This window comes from Psychrobacillus psychrodurans (assembly GCF_050209195.1).
GTDB classification, from domain to species: domain Bacteria; phylum Bacillota; class Bacilli; order Bacillales_A; family Planococcaceae; genus Psychrobacillus; species Psychrobacillus psychrodurans.
Window position 1 is genome coordinate 76926 of sequence record NZ_CP189791.1, and the last position, 24065, is coordinate 100990.

General features: G+C 42.7%; 15 protein-coding genes, 11 tRNA genes, 4 rRNA genes and 1 pseudogene. All 31 read left to right on the top strand.

The genetic code is table 11. The annotated features are described in order from the left end of the window. Positions 1-12 precede the first annotated feature (12 nt). On the top strand, positions 13-555 hold the full coding sequence (gene hpt, locus ACQCPR_RS00365; RefSeq protein WP_090570842.1) for a hypoxanthine phosphoribosyltransferase: 543 nt from the start codon (positions 13-15) through the stop codon (positions 553-555). A 97-nt stretch (positions 556-652) separates the two neighbouring features. Then, positions 653-2656 carry an ATP-dependent zinc metalloprotease FtsH gene (gene ftsH, locus ACQCPR_RS00370; protein ID WP_090570845.1) on the top strand — a complete coding sequence of 668 codons (2004 nt, stop codon included), beginning with the start codon at positions 653-655 and terminating at the stop codon, positions 2654-2656. A 116-nt stretch (positions 2657-2772) separates the two neighbouring features. Next, entirely contained in the window at positions 2773-3558 is a 786-nt protein-coding gene (locus tag ACQCPR_RS00375) for a type III pantothenate kinase (protein WP_090570848.1), read from the top strand. Continuing rightward, positions 3555-4436, top strand: coding sequence for an Hsp33 family molecular chaperone HslO (hslO, locus tag ACQCPR_RS00380; RefSeq protein ID WP_090570851.1), 882 nt, complete (start codon positions 3555-3557; stop codon positions 4434-4436). Before ACQCPR_RS00375 ends, hslO begins: the two co-directional genes overlap by 4 nt. Next, on the top strand, positions 4420-5343 hold the full coding sequence (locus ACQCPR_RS00385) for a peptidyl-prolyl cis-trans isomerase (RefSeq protein WP_427137901.1): 924 nt from the start codon (positions 4420-4422) through the stop codon (positions 5341-5343). The genes hslO and ACQCPR_RS00385 overlap by 17 nt, the downstream gene beginning before the upstream one ends. Before the next feature lie 119 nt (positions 5344-5462). After that, a pseudogene (locus ACQCPR_RS00390) lies at positions 5463-6845 on the top strand (Glu/Leu/Phe/Val family dehydrogenase). Between the two features lie 429 nt (positions 6846-7274). Next, positions 7275-8198 (top strand): cysteine synthase A, encoded by a 924-nt coding sequence (gene cysK, locus ACQCPR_RS00395; RefSeq protein ID WP_427137902.1) that lies wholly within the window; start codon positions 7275-7277, stop codon positions 8196-8198. Between the two features lie 197 nt (positions 8199-8395). Next, complete coding sequence (locus ACQCPR_RS00400; RefSeq protein ID WP_427138884.1) at positions 8396-9775, top strand: anthranilate synthase component I family protein; 1380 nt, start codon at positions 8396-8398, stop codon at positions 9773-9775. Continuing rightward, positions 9772-10362 (top strand): aminodeoxychorismate/anthranilate synthase component II, encoded by a 591-nt coding sequence (gene pabA, locus ACQCPR_RS00405; RefSeq protein ID WP_090570863.1) that lies wholly within the window; start codon positions 9772-9774, stop codon positions 10360-10362. Before ACQCPR_RS00400 ends, pabA begins: the two co-directional genes overlap by 4 nt. After that, positions 10363-11202: an aminodeoxychorismate lyase gene (gene pabC, locus ACQCPR_RS00410; protein ID WP_427137903.1), complete on the top strand. Its 840-nt coding sequence runs from the start codon at positions 10363-10365 to the stop codon at positions 11200-11202. It abuts the gene before it with no gap. Continuing rightward, positions 11202-12059 carry a dihydropteroate synthase gene (gene folP, locus ACQCPR_RS00415; RefSeq protein ID WP_427138885.1) on the top strand — a complete coding sequence of 286 codons (858 nt, stop codon included), beginning with the start codon at positions 11202-11204 and terminating at the stop codon, positions 12057-12059. The genes pabC and folP overlap by 1 nt, the downstream gene beginning before the upstream one ends. Before the next feature lie 5 nt (positions 12060-12064). After that, positions 12065-12430 (top strand): dihydroneopterin aldolase, encoded by a 366-nt coding sequence (folB, locus tag ACQCPR_RS00420; protein WP_427137904.1) that lies wholly within the window; start codon positions 12065-12067, stop codon positions 12428-12430. Then, entirely contained in the window at positions 12427-12948 is a 522-nt protein-coding gene (folK, locus tag ACQCPR_RS00425; RefSeq protein WP_090570872.1) for a 2-amino-4-hydroxy-6-hydroxymethyldihydropteridine diphosphokinase, read from the top strand. The genes folB and folK overlap by 4 nt, the downstream gene beginning before the upstream one ends. A 2-nt stretch (positions 12949-12950) precedes the next feature. Continuing rightward, on the top strand, positions 12951-13118 hold the full coding sequence (locus ACQCPR_RS00430) for a helix-turn-helix transcriptional regulator (protein ID WP_336286020.1): 168 nt from the start codon (positions 12951-12953) through the stop codon (positions 13116-13118). 2 nt (positions 13119-13120) lie between these two features. After that, on the top strand, positions 13121-14146 hold the full coding sequence (gene dusB, locus ACQCPR_RS00435) for a tRNA dihydrouridine synthase DusB (protein WP_090570879.1): 1026 nt from the start codon (positions 13121-13123) through the stop codon (positions 14144-14146). Positions 14147-14322: 176 nt separating this feature from the next. Further along, positions 14323-15813 carry a lysine--tRNA ligase gene (gene lysS, locus ACQCPR_RS00440; RefSeq protein WP_340878691.1) on the top strand — a complete coding sequence of 497 codons (1491 nt, stop codon included), beginning with the start codon at positions 14323-14325 and terminating at the stop codon, positions 15811-15813. A 398-nt stretch (positions 15814-16211) separates the two neighbouring features. Further along, positions 16212-17766, top strand: a 16S ribosomal RNA gene (locus tag ACQCPR_RS00445). Between the two features lie 234 nt (positions 17767-18000). After that, positions 18001-20929: ribosomal RNA gene (locus tag ACQCPR_RS00450) — 23S ribosomal RNA — on the top strand. A gap of 120 nt (positions 20930-21049) precedes the next feature. Continuing rightward, a 5S ribosomal RNA gene (rrf, locus tag ACQCPR_RS00455) occupies positions 21050-21165 on the top strand. Between the two features lie 24 nt (positions 21166-21189). Then, positions 21190-21265, top strand: a tRNA-Val gene (locus tag ACQCPR_RS00460). A 13-nt stretch (positions 21266-21278) separates the two neighbouring features. Further along, positions 21279-21354, top strand: a tRNA-Thr gene (locus ACQCPR_RS00465). Between the two features lie 6 nt (positions 21355-21360). After that, positions 21361-21433, top strand: a tRNA-Lys gene (locus ACQCPR_RS00470). Positions 21434-21457: 24 nt separating this feature from the next. Continuing rightward, positions 21458-21542: transfer RNA gene (locus ACQCPR_RS00475), tRNA-Leu, on the top strand. Positions 21543-21559: 17 nt separating this feature from the next. Then, positions 21560-21634, top strand: a tRNA-Gly gene (locus ACQCPR_RS00480). Between the two features lie 15 nt (positions 21635-21649). After that, positions 21650-21738: transfer RNA gene (locus ACQCPR_RS00485), tRNA-Leu, on the top strand. Positions 21739-21753: 15 nt separating this feature from the next. After that, a tRNA-Arg gene (locus ACQCPR_RS00490) sits at positions 21754-21830 on the top strand. A 5-nt stretch (positions 21831-21835) separates the two neighbouring features. Next, positions 21836-21912: transfer RNA gene (locus ACQCPR_RS00495), tRNA-Pro, on the top strand. A 13-nt stretch (positions 21913-21925) separates the two neighbouring features. Next, a tRNA-Ala gene (locus ACQCPR_RS00500) sits at positions 21926-22001 on the top strand. A 136-nt stretch (positions 22002-22137) separates the two neighbouring features. Continuing rightward, positions 22138-23691, top strand: a 16S ribosomal RNA gene (locus tag ACQCPR_RS00505). The 16S, 23S and 5S rRNA genes sit together here with 11 tRNA genes alongside, the layout of an rRNA operon. Before the next feature lie 94 nt (positions 23692-23785). Continuing rightward, positions 23786-23862: transfer RNA gene (locus ACQCPR_RS00510), tRNA-Ile, on the top strand. Positions 23863-23879: 17 nt separating this feature from the next. Next, positions 23880-23955, top strand: a tRNA-Ala gene (locus tag ACQCPR_RS00515). Positions 23956-24065 lie beyond the last annotated feature (110 nt).

A 24065-nucleotide genomic window follows, 5' to 3' on the forward strand; every position in this document is an offset into this window, starting at 1 on the left:
GGAGGATTAACCATGTTAGAAAAGGATATTTTAGAAGTCTTGTTATCTGAGGATCAAATCAATCAAAAAACACGTGAGTTAGGAGCCTTGTTAACGGAGGAGTACAAAGATCAGTACCCACTTGCAATTGGGATTTTAAAAGGTGCAATGCCTTTCATGTCCGATTTGATGAAACGTGTAGATACATATATTGAAATGGATTATATGGATGTATCTAGTTATGGAAATGCAACTGTTTCTTCTGGAGAAGTTAAAATTGTAAAAGATTTAAACACAAGTGTTGAAGGTCGAGACATTCTAATAATCGAAGACATCATCGATAGTGGGATGACATTAAGTTACTTAGTTGATCTTTTCAAATATCGTAAAGCAAAATCGATTAAGATCGTTACATTATTAGACAAACCAACTGGTAGAAAAGTAGACTTAAAAGCTGATTTCGTTGGCTTTGAAGTACCAGATGCATTTGTAGTTGGATACGGTTTAGATTATGCAGAAAAGTATCGTAACTTACCATATGTAGGCGTATTGAAGAAAGAAGTTTATAGTTTTTAGTTTTTACCCTAGTTTGGAAGGCTTTTCATTGTACGTCCAAAAATTCGTGTGATAAGATTATCATTAGTTTTTTGTTTACCTTGTGAGGAGGCTGGGAATGAATCGAGCATTGCGCTACGCCATATTATACTTATTAATATTTTTTGTGATCGTTGGGATTTTTGCTACGTTTAATACTAGTAATACAACAACCAAAAATATTAGTTTTAACGAATTTATGACTTCTTTAGAAAAAGGAGAAATAACAACTGTTGATTTACAACCTGATGCGGGTGTGTATTACGCTGAAGGTGAAATGAAAGGCTATAAAGAAGGAGAGAAATATTTAGCGATTCTCCCTTATAATAGCGAAGAACTACAAACGAAAATTTATACGTTGGCAACATCCAATTCTGTAGACGTGGAATACAAAGAAACGCCTAAAACAAGTGGTTGGGTTCAATTCTTCACAGGATTATTGCCGTTCTTAATTATTATTATTTTATTCTTCTTCTTATTAAGCCAATCACAAGGCGGTGGTAACCGCGTGATGAACTTCGGTAAGAGTAAAGCGAAGTTGTACGATAATGATAAGAAAAAAGTTAGATTTAATGATGTTGCTGGTGCAGATGAAGAAAAAGCTGAACTAGTGGAAGTAGTAGATTTCTTAAAAGATCCACGTAAATTCGTGGAAATTGGAGCTCGTATACCTAAAGGGATTCTTTTAGTAGGTCCTCCGGGTACTGGTAAAACATTACTTGCTCGTGCAGTTGCGGGTGAATCAGGTGTGCCGTTCTTCTCTATAAGTGGATCGGACTTCGTTGAAATGTTTGTCGGAGTAGGAGCTTCTCGTGTTCGTGATTTATTTGAAAATGCGAAGAAAAATGCACCTTGTATTATCTTTATTGATGAAATTGATGCAGTTGGTCGTCAACGTGGAGCAGGACTTGGTGGAGGTCACGATGAACGTGAGCAAACACTAAACCAATTACTTGTTGAAATGGATGGCTTCGGTGCAAATGAAGGTATTATTATCGTTGCTGCAACAAATAGACCAGACGTTTTAGACCCGGCACTTCTTCGTCCAGGCCGTTTTGACCGTCAAATTACTGTAGGTCGCCCAGACGTTAAAGGTCGTGAAGCGGTACTTCGAGTACATGCTCGTAATAAGCCACTTGACGAGTCAGTGGACTTAAAAGCGATTGCACAACGCACACCAGGATTTTCTGGAGCAGACTTAGAGAACTTATTAAACGAAGCAGCTCTAGTAGCGGCTAGAAGAGATAAGAAAAAAGTTGATATGCGAGATATTGATGAAGCTACGGACAGAGTTATTGCAGGTCCGGCTAAATCAGGAAAAGTCATCTCTGAAAAAGAACGAAATATTGTTGCATACCATGAAGCAGGACATGTGGTTGTTGGTTTAACTTTAGACGATGCTGAAATCGTACATAAAGTGACGATTGTTCCTCGTGGTCAAGCAGGTGGCTACGCAGTAATGCTTCCTAAAGAAGATCGCTATTTCATGACAAAACCAGAGTTACTAGATAAAATTTCTGGATTACTTGGTGGTCGTGTAGCAGAGGATATTATTTTCGGTGAAGTTTCTACCGGAGCTCATAATGATTTCCAACGCGCAACGGGCATTGCTAGAAAAATGGTTACAGAATATGGAATGAGTGACAAGCTTGGACCAATGCAATTCGGTCAAGCACAAGGGGGCAATGTCTTCTTAGGTCGTGACTTCAACTCAGAACAAAACTATTCAGATGCAATTGCTTATGAAATTGATCAAGAAATGCAAACAATGATTAAAGATCAATATGCTCGTACGAAACAAATATTAACGGAAAAACGTGAATTATTAACATTAATCGCTAAAACGTTATTAGAGGTAGAGACACTAGATGCTGCTCAGATTAAACATCTAGAAGAGCATGGTACACTTCCTGAACGCTCATATGATGAGTTAGATCAAAAAGCAGCTATTGAGCTTAAAAAAGAAGAAGAAGTATCGGATGCAGTAGGTGCTCCTGCTGATCCATCTATTAGTGATTTGCCAAAAGAAGAAGGTTCACTGAAAGAAGTAGAAAGCCCAGTTCAAGAAGAACGTAGAGATTAATAGATAAGAATAAAAGCTGATTGTCTCCTTTATACTCGAGGCAATCAGCTTTTTTCTTGGTCTCTTTATATGGTATGATGTGTGGGAAACTCAACAAAAAAGTGAGGAAAAGCTAGATGATACTTGTCTTAGATACGGGAAATACTAATATTGTTTTAGGGGTTTACGAAAGTGATAAGCTAATCCATCACTGGCGAATGGAGACAGATCGTTTGAAAACAGAAGACGAATATGGGATGCAGGTTAAAGCGTTGTTTTCTCATGCTGCTATCTCTTTCGATCAAATAGAGGGCATTATTATTTCTTCTGTAGTTCCACCTATTATGTTTTCCTTAGAAGCGATGTGCAAAAAATATTTTGGTATAAAACCACTTGTAGTAGGTCCAGGAGTAAAAACTGGACTAAATATTAAGTATGAGAATCCACGCGAGGTTGGAGCGGATCGTATAGTAAATGCAGTAGCTGCAATTCATGAATATGGAAGTCCATTAATCATTGTAGATTTCGGAACTGCTACAACCTATTGTTTTATCAATGAACACGGAGAGTACATGGGCGGAGCAATTGCTCCAGGTATCGGTATCTCAACAGAAGCCCTTTTTAATAGAGCTAGTAAGCTTCCACGTATAGAGTTGACAACACCTGAGAGTGTTATTGGGAAAAACACGGTTGCTGCAATGCAAGCGGGAATAGTGTACGGTTATGTAGGGCAAGTTGAGGGTATAGTGAATCGCATGAAAAAAGTATCTAAGAAAAATCCTAAAGTTATAGCTACAGGTGGTATGGCTTCCTTAATTGGGGGCGAAACTACTATAATGGATGTTATTGATCCATTCTTAACATTGAAGGGTTTATATTTGATATATCAAAGAAATAATGATGAAAGAGGTAATAATAGATGAGTGATTATTTAGTAAGAGCTTTAGCTTTTGAAGGAAGTGTACGTGCATTTGCGGCTCGTACAACTGATACAGTAGGAGAAGGACAAAGACGTCACGGCACTTGGCCGACTGCATCTGCTGCACTTGGAAGGTCGATGACAGCTGCGCTAATGATGGGCGCTATGCTAAAAGGTGAAGATAAGATAACGGTGAAAGTAGAAGGTAATGGTCCGATTGGTCCAATGATTATAGATAGTAATGCAAAAGGAGAAGTACGTGGCTATGTGACTAATCCTCAAACCCACTTCGATTTAAATGAGCATGGAAAATTAGATGTTCGACGTGCTGTAGGAACAGAAGGTACACTTACAATTGTAAAAGATTTGGGCATGAGAGACTTTTTTACTGGACAAGTGCCGATTGTTTCGGGTGAAATTGGCGAAGACTTCACCTATTATTTTGCTGTTTCGGAACAGGTTCCTTCATCCGTTGGACTTGGAGTGCTTGTAAATCCGGACAACTCTATTTTGGCTGCTGGAGGGTTTATAATTCAACTAATGCCTGGAATAGATGATGAAACAATTACAGTGATTGAGGAACATTTGTCTAATATGGAACCCGTTTCAAAACTAATCGAAAGAGGCTTAACTCCGGAAGAAATACTATTTGAAATTTTAGGTAAAGATAATGTGCAAATATTAGACTCTGCTCCTGTATCATTTGAATGTAATTGTTCCAAAGAAAGATTTGGGAATGCCATTATCACGCTTGGTGAAAAGGAAATTCGCGATATGATTGAAGAAGATGGAGGAGCAGAAGCACACTGTCATTTCTGTATGGAGAAATACAATTACTCAGTAGATGAATTGGAGTCATTTATCGATGAAATCAACGCGTAATTATGATAATGCCCCAACTAAAAAACGTCTAAAAACTAAGCCGGTACTAGTTGTGATGAGTATCCTTTTAATAGGTAATCTGTTGTGGTTTATCGCATGGTTAATACCAAATAATACGAATAAGACCGATGATTCAGAGGAAGTGGCATCCGTAGAAGGTAAAGTTATTACGAAGGAACAATGGATGGCTTCTATGGAGTCCATTTATGGGAAAGAAGTATTGCTAGATATGGTGAATGCAGAGGTTATGGAAGCTGCAGCTAAAAAATATAAGATTAAAGTAACGGATTCGGAAGTAGACTTAGAACTCGCTTTAATCCGTTCTACACAAGAGGGTACTTCCTTACAATCCTATGATGAGAAGGTTGTGCGCAAGGATATTCGCTCTCGCTTAATTTTAGAAAAAGTATTAGCCAAGGATATCGTCATTGAAGACGAGACAATCAAAGAGTTCTATGAAAATAACAAAAATCTTTACAATACTTCGACCTCTTATCGAACAAGTATCATTTATGTCAATACAGAAGCTGAAGCAAACGAAGTTGTGGATGAGCTAGAAAATGGTTCATCATTTGAGGGACTAGCCAGAGAACGATCTGCTGATGCAAGTTCGGCAAGTCTCGGTGGGGACATCGGTTACGTGTCAGAAGGAAATGAATCGGTGGATGAAGCTTTAGTTAGTGCAATTCAGAATCTAGATAAAGATAAATGGAGTAAACCAATCGCTTTAAGTGACGGTAGATTTGCCATATCAATGGTGAAAAGTGTATTTAAAGGTCAATCCTTTTCATATGCCGATGTAAAAGACCATATTCGAAGAGAACTTGCACTTGACCAGTTGCCACAATCTGTTACCCAAGAGGCTTTTTGGAAGGAATTCGATGCAGACTGGGTTTATAGTGAATGATTAATAGAACTATAGTATCTTTCTAAAAGAATAGCTGACTTATCCATACCCTTCCGTTTAATTCAACAATGGAAGGGTATAACTTTTGTGTGAATAAATAATTCATGGAGGTGGAAAGGATGAGTCAAGTGTCCCATCCAATTGTCAAGGAAGCACTTGGAGTATTATTAAAGAAGGAAGATTTTCTTCCAACCTGTAAAGGGGAATATAGAGAACAAGCATTTAAGTCGATGGAAGCGATTTTATCTACACCAAATCAGATTCACAAAGCGTATATTCGAATGCCAATGGAAAAGGGTGAAATTGTCCGAATACCAGCATTTCGGGTTCAGCACAATAATGCGCTAGGTCCATATAAAGGTGGAATTCGGTTTCATGAATCGGTTAATGAACACGAGGTTGTTAATCTTTCTTTTCTAATGACATTAAAGAACGCTCTTCATAATGTTCCTTATGGTGGAGGAAAGGGTGGCATTGTCATCAATCCAAAGGCATTAACTGAAAAAGAATTGCACATACTTTCCGTTAAATTTGTCCGTAATTTCAATGATGTATTAGGACCTGATAAAGACATACCTGCACCTGATGTAGGCTCGGGCGAACGTGAAATGGATTGGATGATGGCTGAATATAAAAAAATAAATCATGGTCAACCATATCTTGGGAGTTTCACGGGCAAGAGTGTTGCCAACGGAGGTTCACTTGGTCGAAGAGAAGCAACAGGCAAAGGTGTCTACTTTACATTCCGATATCTAATACATGACTTTGTGAATAAAAATAAAGCAAGTATGAACAGTGGAGATAATATATTTGCTAAAACGGCACTTGAATATGCTGGTAAACCTTAAACAATGGCTACACAGGGCTTTGGTAATGTAGGTTCAGTTACTGCACTAGAGGCGTATCGTTGTGAAAAATTACAAAATAAAGTTATAGCAGTTAGTGATCGCAATGTGACACTTATTAATGAGGACGGTCTGGATATTCCAACTTTAGTAGAGTTTACAGCTAACAATAAAGGAGATCTTCCTGTATCAAAGGAACAACTAGAATCTATCGGTGTTAAAGCAAATGTAGAAACGCGTGAGTCAATTCTGACAATGGTGGATATAGATGTGCTCTTCTTAGCGGCCTTAGAGGATCAAATTCATCAAGATAACTGGAAAGACATTAAGGCACCAATCATAGTAGAAGGGGCTAATGCACCAATCACCCAGGAAGCGGACAAGGAACTTGCGAAAAAAGGGGTTGTCATTATTCCTGATATTCTTGCGAATGCAGGTGGTGTAATTGTCTCCTATTTGGAATGGTTACAAGGCAGAGAAACACAGTTCATGACTGAAGAGGATGTTTTTCAAAAGCTATTTGAAAAAATGAGCGAAACGATGGAAACGATACTCCCTCAATACTTTTCAGATCCGTTTGCTTTACGTCAAAATGCCTTTATACACGCGGTCTCCAGACTTTCAGAGGTGCTGTATAGACAAGGTAAATTATATTAAAAACACTTCTAGAGACCATCTTTGTAATATAGATGGTCTCTAGTTGTGAAGTATAAAGTACTTTCCATGCTTTTGTTAGCATAGGGGTTGAAATCGTCTAAACTTTTATTTATATGAACAATACCTGTGCATTACACTTTTAAAAAAACATCGATGATGAAAATGACATTCGATTTATTTAAGGAGATCATAGGCACGTGAAATCACTATGCAATGCTTTGAAATTATATATAAATCCTCTGATTCAAAAAACTATTGGACGGATTATCCTTGATGCTGGTTATATATAAATCACTCAAAAAGCGGTTAGTGGATGTATTTGGCTAAATATTTAAAATATTATTATGCGACTTTATTGACAATTCTTCTATTTCATTGGTATGATAAAAAATAAAACCTATTAGACAAGTAGGGATTGGGAGTGGGAAAATGACGAAGTTAGCGCAATCTGTATTGGATTTAATCGGAAAGACACCAATCGTAAAATTAAACCGTGTAGTAAACCCTGAGGATGCAGAAGTATACGTAAAATTAGAATACTTTAACCCAGGTAGTAGCGTGAAAGATCGTATTGCATTTGCCATGATCCAAGCTGCTGAAAAAGATGGGAAATTAAAAGAAACTGGTACAATTATTGAACCTACAAGTGGTAATACTGGTATTGGTCTTGCGATGATTGCGGCAGCGAAAGGGTATAACGCTGTTTTAGTTATGCCTGACACGATGAGCTTAGAGCGTAGAAACTTACTTCGAGCATATGGAGCTGATCTTATACTGACTCCTGGAGCCGATGGTATGAAAGGTGCTATTGCAAAAGCAGAGGAACTTGCAAACGAAAATGGCTGGTTTATGCCACAGCAATTCAATAACGAAGCGAATCCAGAAATACATCGTTTAACAACAGGACCTGAAATCGTGGAAGCATTTGACCAGTTAGATGGCTTTGTTTCGGGTATCGGTACTGGTGGAACAATTACTGGAGCTGGAGCTGTGTTAAAAGAGAAATTCCCGGACATCCATATTGCGGCTGTAGAACCTACAGATTCTAATATTTTATCTGGTGGTAAACCAGGTCCTCATAAAATTCAAGGTATTGGTGCGGGATTTGTACCAGAAGTTCTTGATACAAAGCTTTATGACTCCATTATTGAAGTAACCAATGATGATGCATATGCAACTTCTCGTGAGGTAGCGAAGTCAGAAGGGATACTAGGGGGAGTTTCTGCAGGTGCAGCAATCTACGCGGCTCTTCAGCTAGCTAAAAAGCTCGGAAAAGGTAAGAAAGTATTAGCGATTATTCCAGATAATGGAGAGCGTTACTTAAGTACACCTCTATACCAATTCGAAGATTAATAGCAAACGAATAGAAAATGTAAAGAGAGGGAGCAGCTAATGCTTCCTCTCTTTTTTTGTATAACAGTCATGTGGAGCTTTAGTAAATTCATTTTTTCTAGTGGCGAAAAGTAGTAGTTTCAAGTTAAGATGAAGTCAAATCGTTTTTAGGGGGATTTGAGGAAGTGGATATCAAACTGGAAACACATACTTTTCATATGTCGAAAGATGCTTTTTTCTATGCATATAAAACACTAACAAAAGATGAGTCGTATAATGTATTTTTAGAAAGTGGCAGGGGTGGTCGCTTATCTGTTGCAGCTTGGAATCCAATAGCTGTTGCTAAATCGGTAGATAGTGATCTGCATATTCTCTGGAGAGGTGGAGAGCAAGAAGTTCGTGGAGGAGAAGCGCTAGAGAATCTAGAAAAGCTTGTATCTAATTATAAATTGCCGTTTCAGCAGGACTTACCAGACTTTCAAGGTGGAGCAATAGGTTTTGTTAGCTATGATTATGCAAGAAAAATAGAAGTTTTGCCGAATCTAGCTAAAGATGATTTGCATATACCGGATATCTATTTCCATGTATATGATTGCTGGGCAGTGTTAGATGTTGAAACAGAGATAGTCACTTTAATGAAGTTATCTACATGTGATGTGGATTTAGTGGAACTAGAGAAAGAATATATGGAAGCTGCTAAAAAAGGAATAGATTTAAGGTTATTCTATCCTGGGGCTGCAATGGAAATAGCGGAAGATAATTCTGAATTAAGTGTATCGGTAAGCTCAAGTGAGTTTGAGTCTGCCGTACTGAAAATCCAACAATATATAGCGCAAGGTGACATTTTTCAAGTCAACTTATCTGTAAGACAATCAAAGCAATTGAAAGTAAGTCCTATAACGATGTATGAGGCGCTGCGTGCATTCAATCCTTCGCCATACATGGTCTATATACAAGCGCCGGAATTTTCGGTTGTCTCTGGGTCACCCGAATTATTAGTGAAGAAAAAAGGAACCGAGTTATCTACGAGACCAATAGCTGGGACAAGACCACGTGGTAAAAGTAGTGAGGAAGATATTTTTTTAGCAAATGAACTGATAGAAAACGAAAAAGAACGGGCAGAGCATGTTATGCTTGTCGACCTGGAGCGAAACGACCTCGGTCGTGTTTCCTCTTATGGAACAGTGGAAGTGGATGAGTTCATGGTTATTGAAAGATACTCCCATGTAATGCATATTGTCTCTAATGTAAAAGGGACACTTCGTTCTAACACATCTAACGCAGAGATCATTAGGGCGATGTTCCCAGGAGGCACAATCACAGGAGCACCTAAAATTAGAACAATGGAGATAATTGAAGAGCTAGAGCCGGTTCGTAGAGGATTATATACGGGATCAATTGGTTGGTTAGGATTTTCAGGAGACTTAGAATTTAATATTGTGATCCGCACCGCGTTTATTCAAGATGGGATAGCACATATTCAAGCGGGGGCGGGTATTGTTATTGATTCTCTACCGGGTGCGGAATACGTGGAATCTTTAAATAAAGCAAAAGCATTATGGCAGGCGAAGGCGATGGCAGAAGGAGTGCACAAATGATTTTAATGATTGATAACTACGATTCGTTTACGTACAATCTCGTTCAATATATTGGAGAGTTAGGAATTGAAGTGAAGGTGGCCCGTAATGACGAGCTAACCATAGACGTTATTCAAGCGATAAATCCTCAAGTCATCGTTGTATCACCTGGTCCGTGTACACCAAATGAAGCAGGTATTAGTTTGGAGGTAATCAGTCATTTTGCAGGAAAAATTCCCATTTTGGGTGTTTGTTTAGGTCATCAGGCTATTGGACAAGCATTTGGTGGAAAGGTTATCCGTGCTGATAGATTAATGCATGGGAAAGTGTCCCCTGTTTTTCATAATAGCGAAGGTGTAAATGCCGATATGCCAAATCCTTTTAGGGCAACAAGATATCATTCCTTACTTGTGGAGAGAGAATCGTTACCCGGATGTTTGGAGATAACAGCTTGGACAGAAGAAGGAGAAATTATGGGACTTCGCCATAAAAAATATGCAGTAGAGGGCGTTCAATACCACCCAGAGTCAATTATGACGGAGGAAGGGAAAAAGATTATCCGTAACTTTGTTGAAACTTATAGTTTAACTGCAAAGGAGAGCAGATAAATGGATGCTTGGAAAGATGGAAGGCTTTACCGGGCGGAGGATTTAGTGGTCTCTGCATATGACCATGGTTTTTTATATGGACTTGGCTTTTTTGAGACATTCCGGACATACAATGGGCAAGTTTTTTTATGGGATGCTCACTGGAATAGGTTGTGTCGGGCACTTGAGGATTTTCGAGTAGCAATGCCGTATGAAGAACGCGATATATTATCTGCGGTAGAAGCACTCACAGCTGCTAACAATATGGAGGATGGTTATTTTCGCTTGAATATTTCTGCTGGCATCCATGACATTGGTCTTCAACCGACGCATTATAAGAAGCCAACTGTTATTTTATATCGGAAGGCATTACATATCGCACCTAGGGGCACAGAAAAATCTGCGGTCTGGCTAGATACAATAAGAAATACTCCAGAAAGTGGTATACGTCATAAATCGCACCACTATGCCAATAACGTCCACGCTAGGTTTGAAGTAGAGTCGCTAGCTTCTTGTGAAGGTTTCTTCCTAACGTCGGAAGGATTTGTAGCAGAGGGGATAACTTCGAATATCTTCTGGTCAAGTAATGGAAAGGTATATACTCCATCTTTGGAAACAGGTATTTTAGCGGGTACAACTCGGGAGTGGATGATGAACTGTTCTTTGTTTGAAATAGAAGAAGGTTTCTTCACGAAAGAAGTATTAGAAAAGGCAGATGAGGTTTTCATTACAAATGCAGTACAAGAAATCATTCCGATTAAGCAAATAGAGGGAATTCGGTTTTTGGGTAACACTGGAGCTGTTTATAAGGCGTTACACGAAGCCTTTACAAGATGCATACAGTTAGAAAGGATTGAATGATGAATTTACATAATAATAGTGGCAGATTTGAAGCAGGTGGAGTTACATTAAACTTCGACAAGGAAACAATTGTAATGGGCATACTGAATGTTACTCCAGATTCTTTTTCGGACGGTGGTAAATTTAATGAAATAGAAGCAGCTGTTACAAGAGCAAAGCAAATGGTAGCGGATGGTGCAAAAATTATAGATGTCGGCGGCGAGTCTACTAGACCTGGCTATACACTTATCACAGATGAAGAGGAAATCGCCCGTGTTGTACCTGTCATTAAAGCAATAAGGGCAGAGGTAAATGCAGTAATCTCCATTGATACATATAAATCAGCAGTTGCAAAAGCTGCGATAATCGCAGGTGCACATGTGATAAATGATATTTGGGGAGCGAAGAGAGAACCTAAAATAGCAAAAGTTGCAGCAGAATATGGCGTTCCGATAATATTGATGCACAATAGGGACAATGAAGAGTATACAGATTTCTGGTCTAATGCGAAACAAGATCTAGTAGAGAGTATTCAAATAACGAAAGCTGCTGGAGTTCCAGATGAGCATATATGGCTTGATCCAGGAATTGGCTTTGCCAAATCAACAACACAAAATATTTTGATGATGCAGCATTTAAATGAATTAGTAGATATGGGCTACCCTGTGCTATTGGCAACATCGCGCAAACGATTAATCGGAAATGTATTGAATCTTCCTGTCGATGAACGGATGGAAGGAACTGGAGCAACAGTTTGTTATGGTGTTCAGGTTGGATGTCATATGGTACGAGTACATGATGTAAAAGAAATGTCTCGTATGACAAAAATGATGGATGTGTTGACTGGAAAAGTGCACTATACAGAAAGTGAGGCTTAATCTAAATGGATTATATACATTTGAATGATTTAGAATTTTACGGATTTCACGGAGCGTTACCAGAGGAAACGAAGCTAGGTCAAATTTTTCGGGTGACCATCACCTTAGCGTGTGATTTAAAAAGAGCTGGTGAAACCGATAATTTAGAGGAAACTGTAAATTACGCAGAGGTTTTTGAATTATGCAAAGAAATAGTAGGAGGTAGACCATATTTATTAATAGAAGCAGTTGCGGAAAAAATTGCTTCGTCCATCTTGCATACATATGCAGCCAAGGTTAGTGGCTGTCGTATCCAATTGGTAAAACCGAACCCCCCAATTGTCGGACACTATGCTTCTGTAGCTGTCGATATTACTAGAGGGACATTATGATGAACACTGTTTTTATATCGCTTGGGTCAAATATAGGGAATCGTTTTGGGTATCTTCAGCAGGCGGTAGGTTTGTTGCAACAGGTCGAACAGGTGAATGTAGTCAATGTATCTTCAGTTTATGAGACAGACCCGGTTGGGTATGAGGAGCAAGCGGCATTTTTGAATATGGTAGTGGAAATCGAAACTTTATTGACTCCGCATGAAATATTAAAAAAGTGCAATGAAATAGAGGCTGGACTAGGGCGGACTAGAGAGATTCATTGGGGACCTCGAACCGTAGACCTTGACATTTTGTTGTATAATGAAGAGAATATGAAAACGGCGGACCTTATTATCCCACATCCTCGGATGATGGAAAGAGGTTTCGTGCTTATACCTCTTGTGGAATTACAAGCTAATTTAGTAGATCCACAATCTAAGCGGTTAATATCAGATGTTGCGCATGTTCAGAAAGAAGGCGTCCATTTATGGAAAACATTCGATGGGGTCGGCGCATTCGTGCATTTCGCAGGTTAAAAATGGTAAAGCAAGTTGAACTTGCAAAAGAAATGGATATGTCTGTGTCTATACTTGGTCAAATAGAGCAAGGTAAACGAGTTCCGAGTGAAGAGCAATTAGAAAAAATTGCCTCGTTACTTCATATACAAGTAGGAGAATTAAAGGGAGAAACAAAGGTAGGTGAATAATGATGACAAATGCATCAACAAAACCATTTAAAATAGGTAATCACGTAATGGATAACCGAGTAGTGTTAGCACCAATGGCTGGAATTTGTAACTCTGCATTCCGATTGACTGTAAAAGAATTTGGAGCGGGTTTAGTATATGCGGAGATGATCTCTGACAAAGGAATCGTACAAAAAAACGAAAAAACATTGAGCATGCTTTATATTGACGAGCGTGAAAATCCGCTGTCACTTCAAATTTTCGGTGGAGAAAAAGAAACACTTGTAGAGGCAGCTAAATATGTTGACCAACATACGTCAGCGGATATCATTGATATCAACATGGGCTGCCCCGTCAACAAAATCATTAAGTGTGAAGCGGGAGCTAGAATGCTTCTGGATCCTAACAAGATTTATGAAATGGTAGCGGCAGTAGTGGATAGCGTTAAAAAGCCTGTTAGTGTTAAAATGCGTACTGGTTGGGATGAAGAACATCTTTATATGGTGGAAAACGCCCAAGCAATCGAGCGTGCTGGTGGATCAGCGGTAGCTGTACATGGTCGTACACGCGTTCAAATGTATGAAGGCCATGCAAATTGGGATTTAATACGTCAAGTGAAAGAGGCGGTGGATATTCCTGTTATCGGAAATGGTGACGTAAATACACCTCAAGATGCAAAACGTATGCTAGATGAAACGGGCGTAGATGCAGTGATGATTGGTCGCGCAGCACTTGGTGATCCATGGATGATTTATCGTACGGTAGAGTACTTGGAATCTGGTCTGCTAAAACCAGAACCTACAGTACAAGAAAAGATGGACATATGCTTACTTCACTTTGATCGCTTAGTGGCTTTAAAAGGTGAAAATATAGCAGTTAGAGAAATGCGCAAACATGCATCTTGGTACTTAAAAGGTATTCGCGGAAATGGAACAGCAAGAAACAAGATTAACCAAACAGAATCTGCACAAGAGTTAAGAGACTATTTGCGTTTCTTTGCAGAAGAATCTTCTAAAGAATATGAAGATGTAAAATCTATCGTGATCTAATTGTAAAACAAAGGGCTGTCACTATAGGTGGCAGCTTTTTTCGTTGCGATTCAATAACAGAATAATAGAAAAAGTTTTCTTCTATTAGAAAAAGATGATTAGAATGCAGAAATTGTGTACAATAAATGCAACGTGAAATGTAATTGCGGATAATAGGTAGTGGAGGAGTGACGAATATGTCTAATATGGAAGAATTAAACGATCAACTTTTGGTGAGAAGACAAAAGATGACTGCAATACAAGAAAAAGGGCTAGATGCTTTTGGTAGTAAATTCGTGCGTTCACATTTAAGTAATGAAGTAGTTACTGAGTTCGATCAATATACAAAAGAACAACTAGAAGAAAATCTACATGAAGTAGTCATTGCTGGTCGTATTATGACTAAGCGTGGAAAAGGGAAAGCCGGATTTGCTCATATTCAAGATCTTGGTGGCCAAATTCAAATTTATGTACGTAAAGATGCAATTGGTGATGATGCATACGAATTATTTAATACTGCTGACCTAGGTGATATCGTTGGTGTCCGTGGAAATGTATTCCGTACACAAGTTGGAGAGCTATCTGTAAAAGCGACTGAATTTACTTTCCTAACAAAATCTCTACGCCCGATGCCAGAGAAATTCCATGGCTTAAAAGATGTGGAGCAACGTTACCGTCAACGCTACTTAGATTTAATGACAAGTGAAGAAAGTAAAAATACGTTTATTACTAGAAGTCGTATAATTCGTGCTATGCGTCGTTACTTAGATAACGAAGGTTATTTAGAGGTGGAGACACCAATGCTACATACAATAGCAGGTGGAGCAGCAGCTCGTCCTTTCATCACTCATCATAATGCGCTAGATATGGAACTATATATGCGTATCGCAATTGAATTGCACTTAAAACGCCTTATTGTTGGTGGGTTAGAGAAAGTGTATGAAATTGGTCGAGTATTCCGTAATGAAGGGGTCTCTACGCGTCATAACCCAGAGTTTACAATGATTGAATTATATGAGGCTTATGCAGACTACAATGATATTATGAATTTAACGGAGAACCTAGTTGCTCATGTAGCCCAAGATGTTTTAGGGACGACTACAGTAACTTACGGAGAAGATCAGATTAATCTTGCTCCAGGTTGGAGACGTTGGCATATGGCTGATGCGGTGAAAGAAACTACGGGTGTTGATTTCTGGGCAGAGCTAACGAAGGAAGAGGCACACGCATTAGCTAAGGAACATGGAGTAGAAGTGAAACCTTCTATGGAAGTAGGACATGTGTTAAATGAATTCTTCGAACAAAAAGTAGAAGAAACATTAGTGCAACCAACATTTATCTTTGGTCATCCAGTAGAAGTATCGCCACTTGCGAAGAAAAATCCAGAAGACGGTCGATTTACTGATCGCTTTGAATTATTTATCGTACGTCGTGAACATGCAAATGCTTTTACAGAGTTAAACGATCCTATTGATCAGCGTCAGCGTTTTGAAGCACAAATGGTAGAAAAAGAAGCTGGTAACGATGAAGCTCATGAAATGGATGAAGATTTCTTAGAAGCGTTGGAATATGGTATGCCGCCAACAGGTGGTCTTGGTATCGGAATAGACCGATTAGTGATGTTGTTAACTAATTCAGCATCTATCCGTGATGTACTGTTATTCCCAACAATGCGTCATAAAGATTAAGATAGAAGAATGTGAATTGGGAGTTACTACTATTGGTAGTGGCTCTCTTTTTATAATTCCGCTACATATTGTGTATATTACGAGCTTTAAAAGTTTTTTATAAAAAGTTGAGAAAACCACTTGCCATAACTATTTACAGGTGGTATAGTTATCAAGTTGTCATTTTCATTAGTGACTTACACGAAAAACAAATAAAAAAAGTTGTTGACAACGATATCGAGATTTGATATGATATTAAAGTCGCCAAAACGACATAACGAACTGAACATTGAAAACTGAACATGCAAAACGTTAAGACATACAGCCTATCAACTAACTTTGTTAGTCTGATAGCAAAACAATTTTGACATCATTTAATGATGATGCCAGCAAAACAAAATGAGCTTTTTAAGTTCTCTATTATGGAGAGTTTGATCCTGGCTCAGGACGAACGCTGGCGGCATGCCTAATACATGCAAGTCGAGCGAATGACGAAGAAGCTTGCTTCTTCTGATTTAGCGGCGGACGGGTGAGTAACACGTGGGCAACCTGCCCTGTAGATTGGGATAACTCCGGGAAACCGGGGCTAATACCGAATAATCCATTTCCTCACATGGGGAGATGTTAAAAGACGGCATCTCGCTGTCACTACAGGATGGGCCCGCGGCGCATTAGCTAGTTGGTGAGGTAACGGCTCACCAAGGCGACGATGCGTAGCCGACCTGAGAGGGTGATCGGCCACACTGGGACTGAGACACGGCCCAGACTCCTACGGGAGGCAGCAGTAGGGAATCTTCCACAATGGACGAAAGTCTGATGGAGCAATGCCGCGTGAGTGAAGAAGGTTTTCGGATCGTAAAACTCTGTTGTGAGGGAAGAACAAGTACGAGAGTAACTGCTCGTACCTTGACGGTACCTCATTAGAAAGCCACGGCTAACTACGTGCCAGCAGCCGCGGTAATACGTAGGTGGCAAGCGTTGTCCGGAATTATTGGGCGTAAAGCGCGCGCAGGCGGTCCTTTAAGTCTGATGTGAAATCCCACGGCTCAACCGTGGAAGGTCATTGGAAACTGGGGGACTTGAGTACAGAAGAGGAAAGCGGAATTCCAAGTGTAGCGGTGAAATGCGTAGAGATTTGGAGGAACACCAGTGGCGAAGGCGGCTTTCTGGTCTGTAACTGACGCTGAGGCGCGAAAGCGTGGGGAGCAAACAGGATTAGATACCCTGGTAGTCCACGCCGTAAACGATGAGTGCTAAGTGTTAGGGGGTTTCCGCCCCTTAGTGCTGCAGCTAACGCATTAAGCACTCCGCCTGGGGAGTACGGTCGCAAGACTGAAACTCAAAGGAATTGACGGGGGCCCGCACAAGCGGTGGAGCATGTGGTTTAATTCGAAGCAACGCGAAGAACCTTACCAGGTCTTGACATCCCGCTGACCGGCCTAGAGATAGGTTTTTCCCTTCGGGGACAGCGGTGACAGGTGGTGCATGGTTGTCGTCAGCTCGTGTCGTGAGATGTTGGGTTAAGTCCCGCAACGAGCGCAACCCTTGATCTTAGTTGCCAGCATTCAGTTGGGCACTCTAAGGTGACTGCCGGTGATAAACCGGAGGAAGGTGGGGATGACGTCAAATCATCATGCCCCTTATGACCTGGGCTACACACGTGCTACAATGGACGGTACAGAGGGTCGCAACCCCGCGAGGGTGAGCAAATCCCATAAAACCGTTCTCAGTTCGGATTGTAGGCTGCAACTCGCCTACATGAAGCCGGAATCGCTAGTAATCGTGGATCAGCATGCCACGGTGAATACGTTCCCGGGCCTTGTACACACCGCCCGTCACACCACGAGAGTTTGTAACACCCGAAGTCGGTGGGGTAACCCTTACGGGAGCCAGCCGCCGAAGGTGGGACAGATGATTGGGGTGAAGTCGTAACAAGGTAGCCGTATCGGAAGGTGCGGCTGGATCACCTCCTTTCTAAGGATAATATCGGAATACGAATCTTTATTCGTATCTTAACGTTTTGCAGTTCAGTTTTGAATGTTCATTTTTATATGAAGATTCAACTCTTGCTCCTGCGATTACTCGTCGCAAAGTGAGTAAACCTTTGTTCTTTGAAAACTGGATAAAACGACATTGAAACAATAAACAACAAGAAATTCTGTTGTGATTATTTACGTAATCACAACGTGTAAGACTTTTTAACTTTTAGGTTAAGTTAATAAGGGCGCACGGTGAATGCCTTGGCACTAGGAGTCGACGAAGGACGGCACTAACACCGATATGCTTCGGGGAGCTGTAAGTGAGCTTTGATCCGGAGATTTCCGAATGGGGAAACCCACTGTTCGTAATGGAGCAGTACATTTGCGTGAATACATAGCGCATCTGAGACACACCCAGGGAACTGAAACATCTAAGTACCTGGAGGAAGAGAAAGAAAAATCGATTCCCTGAGTAGCGGCGAGCGAAACGGGAATAGCCCAAACCAAGAGGCTTGCCTCTTGGGGTTGTAGGACACTCTACATAGAGTTACAAAGGAATGAGTTAGACGAAGCGATCTGGAAAGGTCCGCAGGATAGGGTAAAAGCCCCGTAGTCCAAAATTCATTCTCTCTTGAGTGTATCCTGAGTACGGCGGAACACGTGAAATTCCGTCGGAATCCGGGAGGACCATCTCCCAAGGCTAAATACTACCTAGTGACCGATAGTGAACCAGTACCGTGAGGGAAAGGTGAAAAGCACCCCGGAAGGGGAGTGAAATAGATCCTGAAACCGTGTGCCTACAAGTAGTTAGAGCCCGTTAATGGGTGATAGCGTGCCTTTTGTAGAATGAACCGGCGAGTTACGATTACATGCAAGGTTAAGTTGAGAAGACGGAGCCGCAGCGAAAGCGAGTCTGAATAGGGCGAATGAGTATGTGGTCGTAGACCCGAAACCAGGTGATCTACCCATGTCCAGGATGAAGGTAAGGTAACACTTACTGGAGGTCCGAACCCACGCACGTTGAAAAGTGCGGGGATGAGGTGTGGGTAGCGGAGAAATTCCAATCGAACCTGGAGATAGCTGGTTCTCTCCGAAATAGCTTTAGGGCTAGCCTCAAACGTTAGAATCTTGGAGGTAGAGCACTGTTTGGACTAGGGGCCCATCCCGGGTTACCGAATTCAGACAAACTCCGAATGCCAATGATTTATGTTTGGGAGTCAGACTGCGAGTGATAAGATCCGTAGTCAAGAGGGAAACAGCCCAGACCACCAGCTAAGGTCCCAAAGTATTTGTTAAGTGGAAAAGGATGTGGCGTTGCTTAGACAACCAGGATGTTGGCTTAGAAGCAGCCATCATTTAAAGAGTGCGTAATAGCTCACTGGTCGAGTGACGCTGCGCCGAAAATGTATCGGGGCTAAACAAATCACCGAAGCTGTGGATTGATACCTTTGGTATCAGTGGTAGGAGAGCGTTCTAAGGGCGTTGAAGTCAGACCGGAAGGACTGGTGGAGCGCTTAGAAGTGAGAATGCCGGTATGAGTAGCGAAAGACGGGTGAGAATCCCGTCCACCGTATGACTAAGGTTTCCTGAGGAAGGCTCGTCCGCTCAGGGTTAGTCGGGACCTAAGCCGAGGCCGATAGGCGTAGGCGATGGATAACAGGTTGATATTCCTGTACCACCAAACCACCGTTTGAGTAATGGGGGGACGCAGAAGGATAGGGTAAGCATGCTGTTGGTTATGCATGTCCAAGCAGTAAGGTGTGAATGTAGGCAAATCCGCATTCTGTAACATTGAGCTGTGATGGCGAGGACGTATGTCCGGAGTTCCTGATTTCACACTGCCAAGAAAAGCCTCTAGCGAGGTGATAGGTGCCCGTACCGCAAACCGACACAGGTAGTCGAGGAGAGAATCCTAAGGTGAGCGAGAGAACTCTCGTTAAGGAACTCGGCAAAATGACCCCGTAACTTCGGGAGAAGGGGTGCTCTTTTGGGTGCATAGCCTAGAAGAGCCGCAGTGAATAGGCCCAGGCGACTGTTTAGCAAAAACACAGGTCTCTGCAAAACCGTAAGGTGAAGTATAGGGGCTGACGCCTGCCCGGTGCTGGAAGGTTAAGAGGAGTGCTTAGCGCAAGCGAAGGTGCGAATTGAAGCCCCAGTAAACGGCGGCCGTAACTATAACGGTCCTAAGGTAGCGAAATTCCTTGTCGGGTAAGTTCCGACCCGCACGAAAGGCGTAACGATCTGGGCACTGTCTCAACGAGAGACTCGGTGAAATTATAGTACCTGTGAAGATGCAGGTTACCCGCGACAGGACGGAAAGACCCCGTGGAGCTTTACTATAGCTTGATATTGAATTTTGGTGCAACTTGTACAGGATAGGCAGGAGCCTTAGAGCCCGGAGCGCCAGCTTCGGAGGAGGCGTCGGTGGGATACTGCCCTGGTTGTATTGAAATTCTAACCCATACCCGTAACCCGGGTAGGAGACAGTGTCAGGCGGGTAGTTTGACTGGGGCGGTCGCCTCCTAAAGTGTAACGGAGGCGCCCAAAGGTTCCCTCAGAATGGTTGGAAATCATTCGAAGAGTGTAAAGGCAGAAGGGAGCTTGACTGCGAGACCTACAAGTCGAGCAGGGTCGAAAGACGGGCTTAGTGATCCGGTGGTTCCGCATGGAAGGGCCATCGCTCAACGGATAAAAGCTACCCCGGGGATAACAGGCTTATCTCCCCCAAGAGTCCACATCGACGGGGAGGTTTGGCACCTCGATGTCGGCTCATCGCATCCTGGGGCTGTAGTCGGTCCCAAGGGTTGGGCTGTTCGCCCATTAAAGCGGTACGCGAGCTGGGTTCAGAACGTCGTGAGACAGTTCGGTCCCTATCCGTCGTGGGCGTAGGAAATTTGAGAGGAGCTGTCCTTAGTACGAGAGGACCGGGATGGACACACCGCTGGTGTACCAGTTGTTCTGCCAAGAGCATCGCTGGGTAGCTATGTGTGGACGGGATAAGTGCTGAAAGCATCTAAGCACGAAGCCCCCCTCAAGATGAGATTTCCCATTACGCAAGTAAGTAAGATCCCTCAAAGACGATGAGGTAGATAGGTTCGGGGTGGAAGCGTGGCGACACGTGCAGCTGACGAATACTAATCGATCGAGGACTTAACCAAATTTGTTTAACGTAACAATGTCGTTTATCCAGTTTTGAAAGAATAAATTTTTTATTAAATAACCCTTGAAAAATTCTACAGAGTTGTTATAATAAAGCATGTCTTTCAAAAGTATTCAAGTCTAGTGATGATGGCGAAGAGGTCACACCCGTTCCCATACCGAACACGGAAGTTAAGCTCTTCAGCGCCGATGGTAGTTGGGGGTCTCCCCCTGTGAGAGTAGGACGTCGCTGGGCTTGTAATAAAATTATATTTCCCATGGAGGATTAGCTCAGCTGGGAGAGCATCTGCCTTACAAGCAGAGGGTCGGCGGTTCGAGCCCGTCATCCTCCACCATATATTTACTCCTGCCGGAGTAGCTCAACTGGTAGAGCAACTGACTTGTAATCAGTAGGTTGAGGGTTCAAGTCCTTTCTCCGGCACCATTTTTAGAGCCATTAGCTCAGTTGGTAGAGCATCTGACTTTTAATCAGAGGGTCGTAGGTTCGAATCCTACATGGCTCATCACTTTTTAAGTGAATTATGTATGCGGGTGTGGCGGAACTGGCAGACGCACTAGACTTAGGATCTAGCGCCGCAAGGCGTGGGGGTTCGACTCCCTTCACCCGCACCATTTAATTTAATAACCGAGCGGAAGTAGTTCAGTGGTAGAACACCACCTTGCCAAGGTGGGGGTCGCGAGTTCGAACCTCGTCTTCCGCTCCAAAGATTCATTAAAGTGCCGGGGTGGCGGAACTGGCAGACGCACAGGACTTAAAATCCTGCGGTAGGTGACTACCGTACCGGTTCGATTCCGGTCCTCGGCACCACTTTTATGAAATATTGCGCTCGTAGCTCAATTGGATAGAGCACTTGACTACGAATCAAGAGGTTGCAGGTTCGAGTCCTGCCGAGCGCACCATATAACGGGAAGTAGCTCAGCTTGGTAGAGCACTTGGTTTGGGACCAAGGGGTCGCAGGTTCGAATCCTGTCTTCCCGACCAGTTATTACTTTTTGGGGCCTTAGCTCAGCTGGGAGAGCGCCTGCCTTGCACGCAGGAGGTCAGCGGTTCGATCCCGCTAGGCTCCACCATGAACATTGAAAACTGAACATGCAAAACGTTAAGACATACAGCCTATCAACTAACTTTGTTAGTCTGATAGCAAAACAATTTTGACATCATTTAATGATGATGCCAGCAAAACAAAATGAGCTTTTTAAGTTCTCTATTATGGAGAGTTTGATCCTGGCTCAGGACGAACGCTGGCGGCATGCCTAATACATGCAAGTCGAGCGAATGACGAAGAAGCTTGCTTCTTCTGATTTAGCGGCGGACGGGTGAGTAACACGTGGGCAACCTGCCCTGTAGATTGGGATAACTCCGGGAAACCGGGGCTAATACCGAATAATCCATTTCCTCACATGGGGAGATGTTAAAAGACGGTTTCGGCTGTCACTACAGGATGGGCCCGCGGCGCATTAGCTAGTTGGTGAGGTAACGGCTCACCAAGGCGACGATGCGTAGCCGACCTGAGAGGGTGATCGGCCACACTGGGACTGAGACACGGCCCAGACTCCTACGGGAGGCAGCAGTAGGGAATCTTCCACAATGGACGAAAGTCTGATGGAGCAATGCCGCGTGAGTGAAGAAGGTTTTCGGATCGTAAAACTCTGTTGTGAGGGAAGAACAAGTACGAGAGTAACTGCTCGTACCTTGACGGTACCTCATTAGAAAGCCACGGCTAACTACGTGCCAGCAGCCGCGGTAATACGTAGGTGGCAAGCGTTGTCCGGAATTATTGGGCGTAAAGCGCGCGCAGGCGGTCCTTTAAGTCTGATGTGAAATCCCACGGCTCAACCGTGGAAGGTCATTGGAAACTGGGGGACTTGAGTACAGAAGAGGAAAGCGGAATTCCAAGTGTAGCGGTGAAATGCGTAGAGATTTGGAGGAACACCAGTGGCGAAGGCGGCTTTCTGGTCTGTAACTGACGCTGAGGCGCGAAAGCGTGGGGAGCAAACAGGATTAGATACCCTGGTAGTCCACGCCGTAAACGATGAGTGCTAAGTGTTAGGGGGTTTCCGCCCCTTAGTGCTGCAGCTAACGCATTAAGCACTCCGCCTGGGGAGTACGGTCGCAAGACTGAAACTCAAAGGAATTGACGGGGGCCCGCACAAGCGGTGGAGCATGTGGTTTAATTCGAAGCAACGCGAAGAACCTTACCAGGTCTTGACATCCCGCTGACCGGCCTAGAGATAGGTTTTTCCCTTCGGGGACAGCGGTGACAGGTGGTGCATGGTTGTCGTCAGCTCGTGTCGTGAGATGTTGGGTTAAGTCCCGCAACGAGCGCAACCCTTGATCTTAGTTGCCAGCATTCAGTTGGGCACTCTAAGGTGACTGCCGGTGATAAACCGGAGGAAGGTGGGGATGACGTCAAATCATCATGCCCCTTATGACCTGGGCTACACACGTGCTACAATGGACGGTACAGAGGGTCGCAACCCCGCGAGGGTGAGCAAATCCCATAAAACCGTTCTCAGTTCGGATTGTAGGCTGCAACTCGCCTACATGAAGCCGGAATCGCTAGTAATCGTGGATCAGCATGCCACGGTGAATACGTTCCCGGGCCTTGTACACACCGCCCGTCACACCACGAGAGTTTGTAACACCCGAAGTCGGTGGGGTAACCCTTACGGGAGCCAGCCGCCGAAGGTGGGACAGATGATTGGGGTGAAGTCGTAACAAGGTAGCCGTATCGGAAGGTGCGGCTGGATCACCTCCTTTCTAAGGATAATATCGGAATACGAATCTTTATTCGTATCTTAACGTTTTGCAGTTCAGTTTTGAATGTTCATATTAATATATGGAAATTCAAAGAGGGCCTATAGCTCAGCTGGTTAGAGCGCACGCCTGATAAGCGTGAGGTCGATGGTTCGAGTCCATTTAGGCCCACCATACCCTTTTTTTGTTTCGGGGCCTTAGCTCAGCTGGGAGAGCGCCTGCCTTGCACGCAGGAGGTCAGCGGTTCGATCCCGCTAGGCTCCACCAAATTATATTATTTGCTCCTGCGATTACTCGTCGCAAAGGAACAAAATCTTTGTTCTTTGAAAACTGGATAAAACGACATTGAAACAATAAACAACAAGAAATTCTGTTGT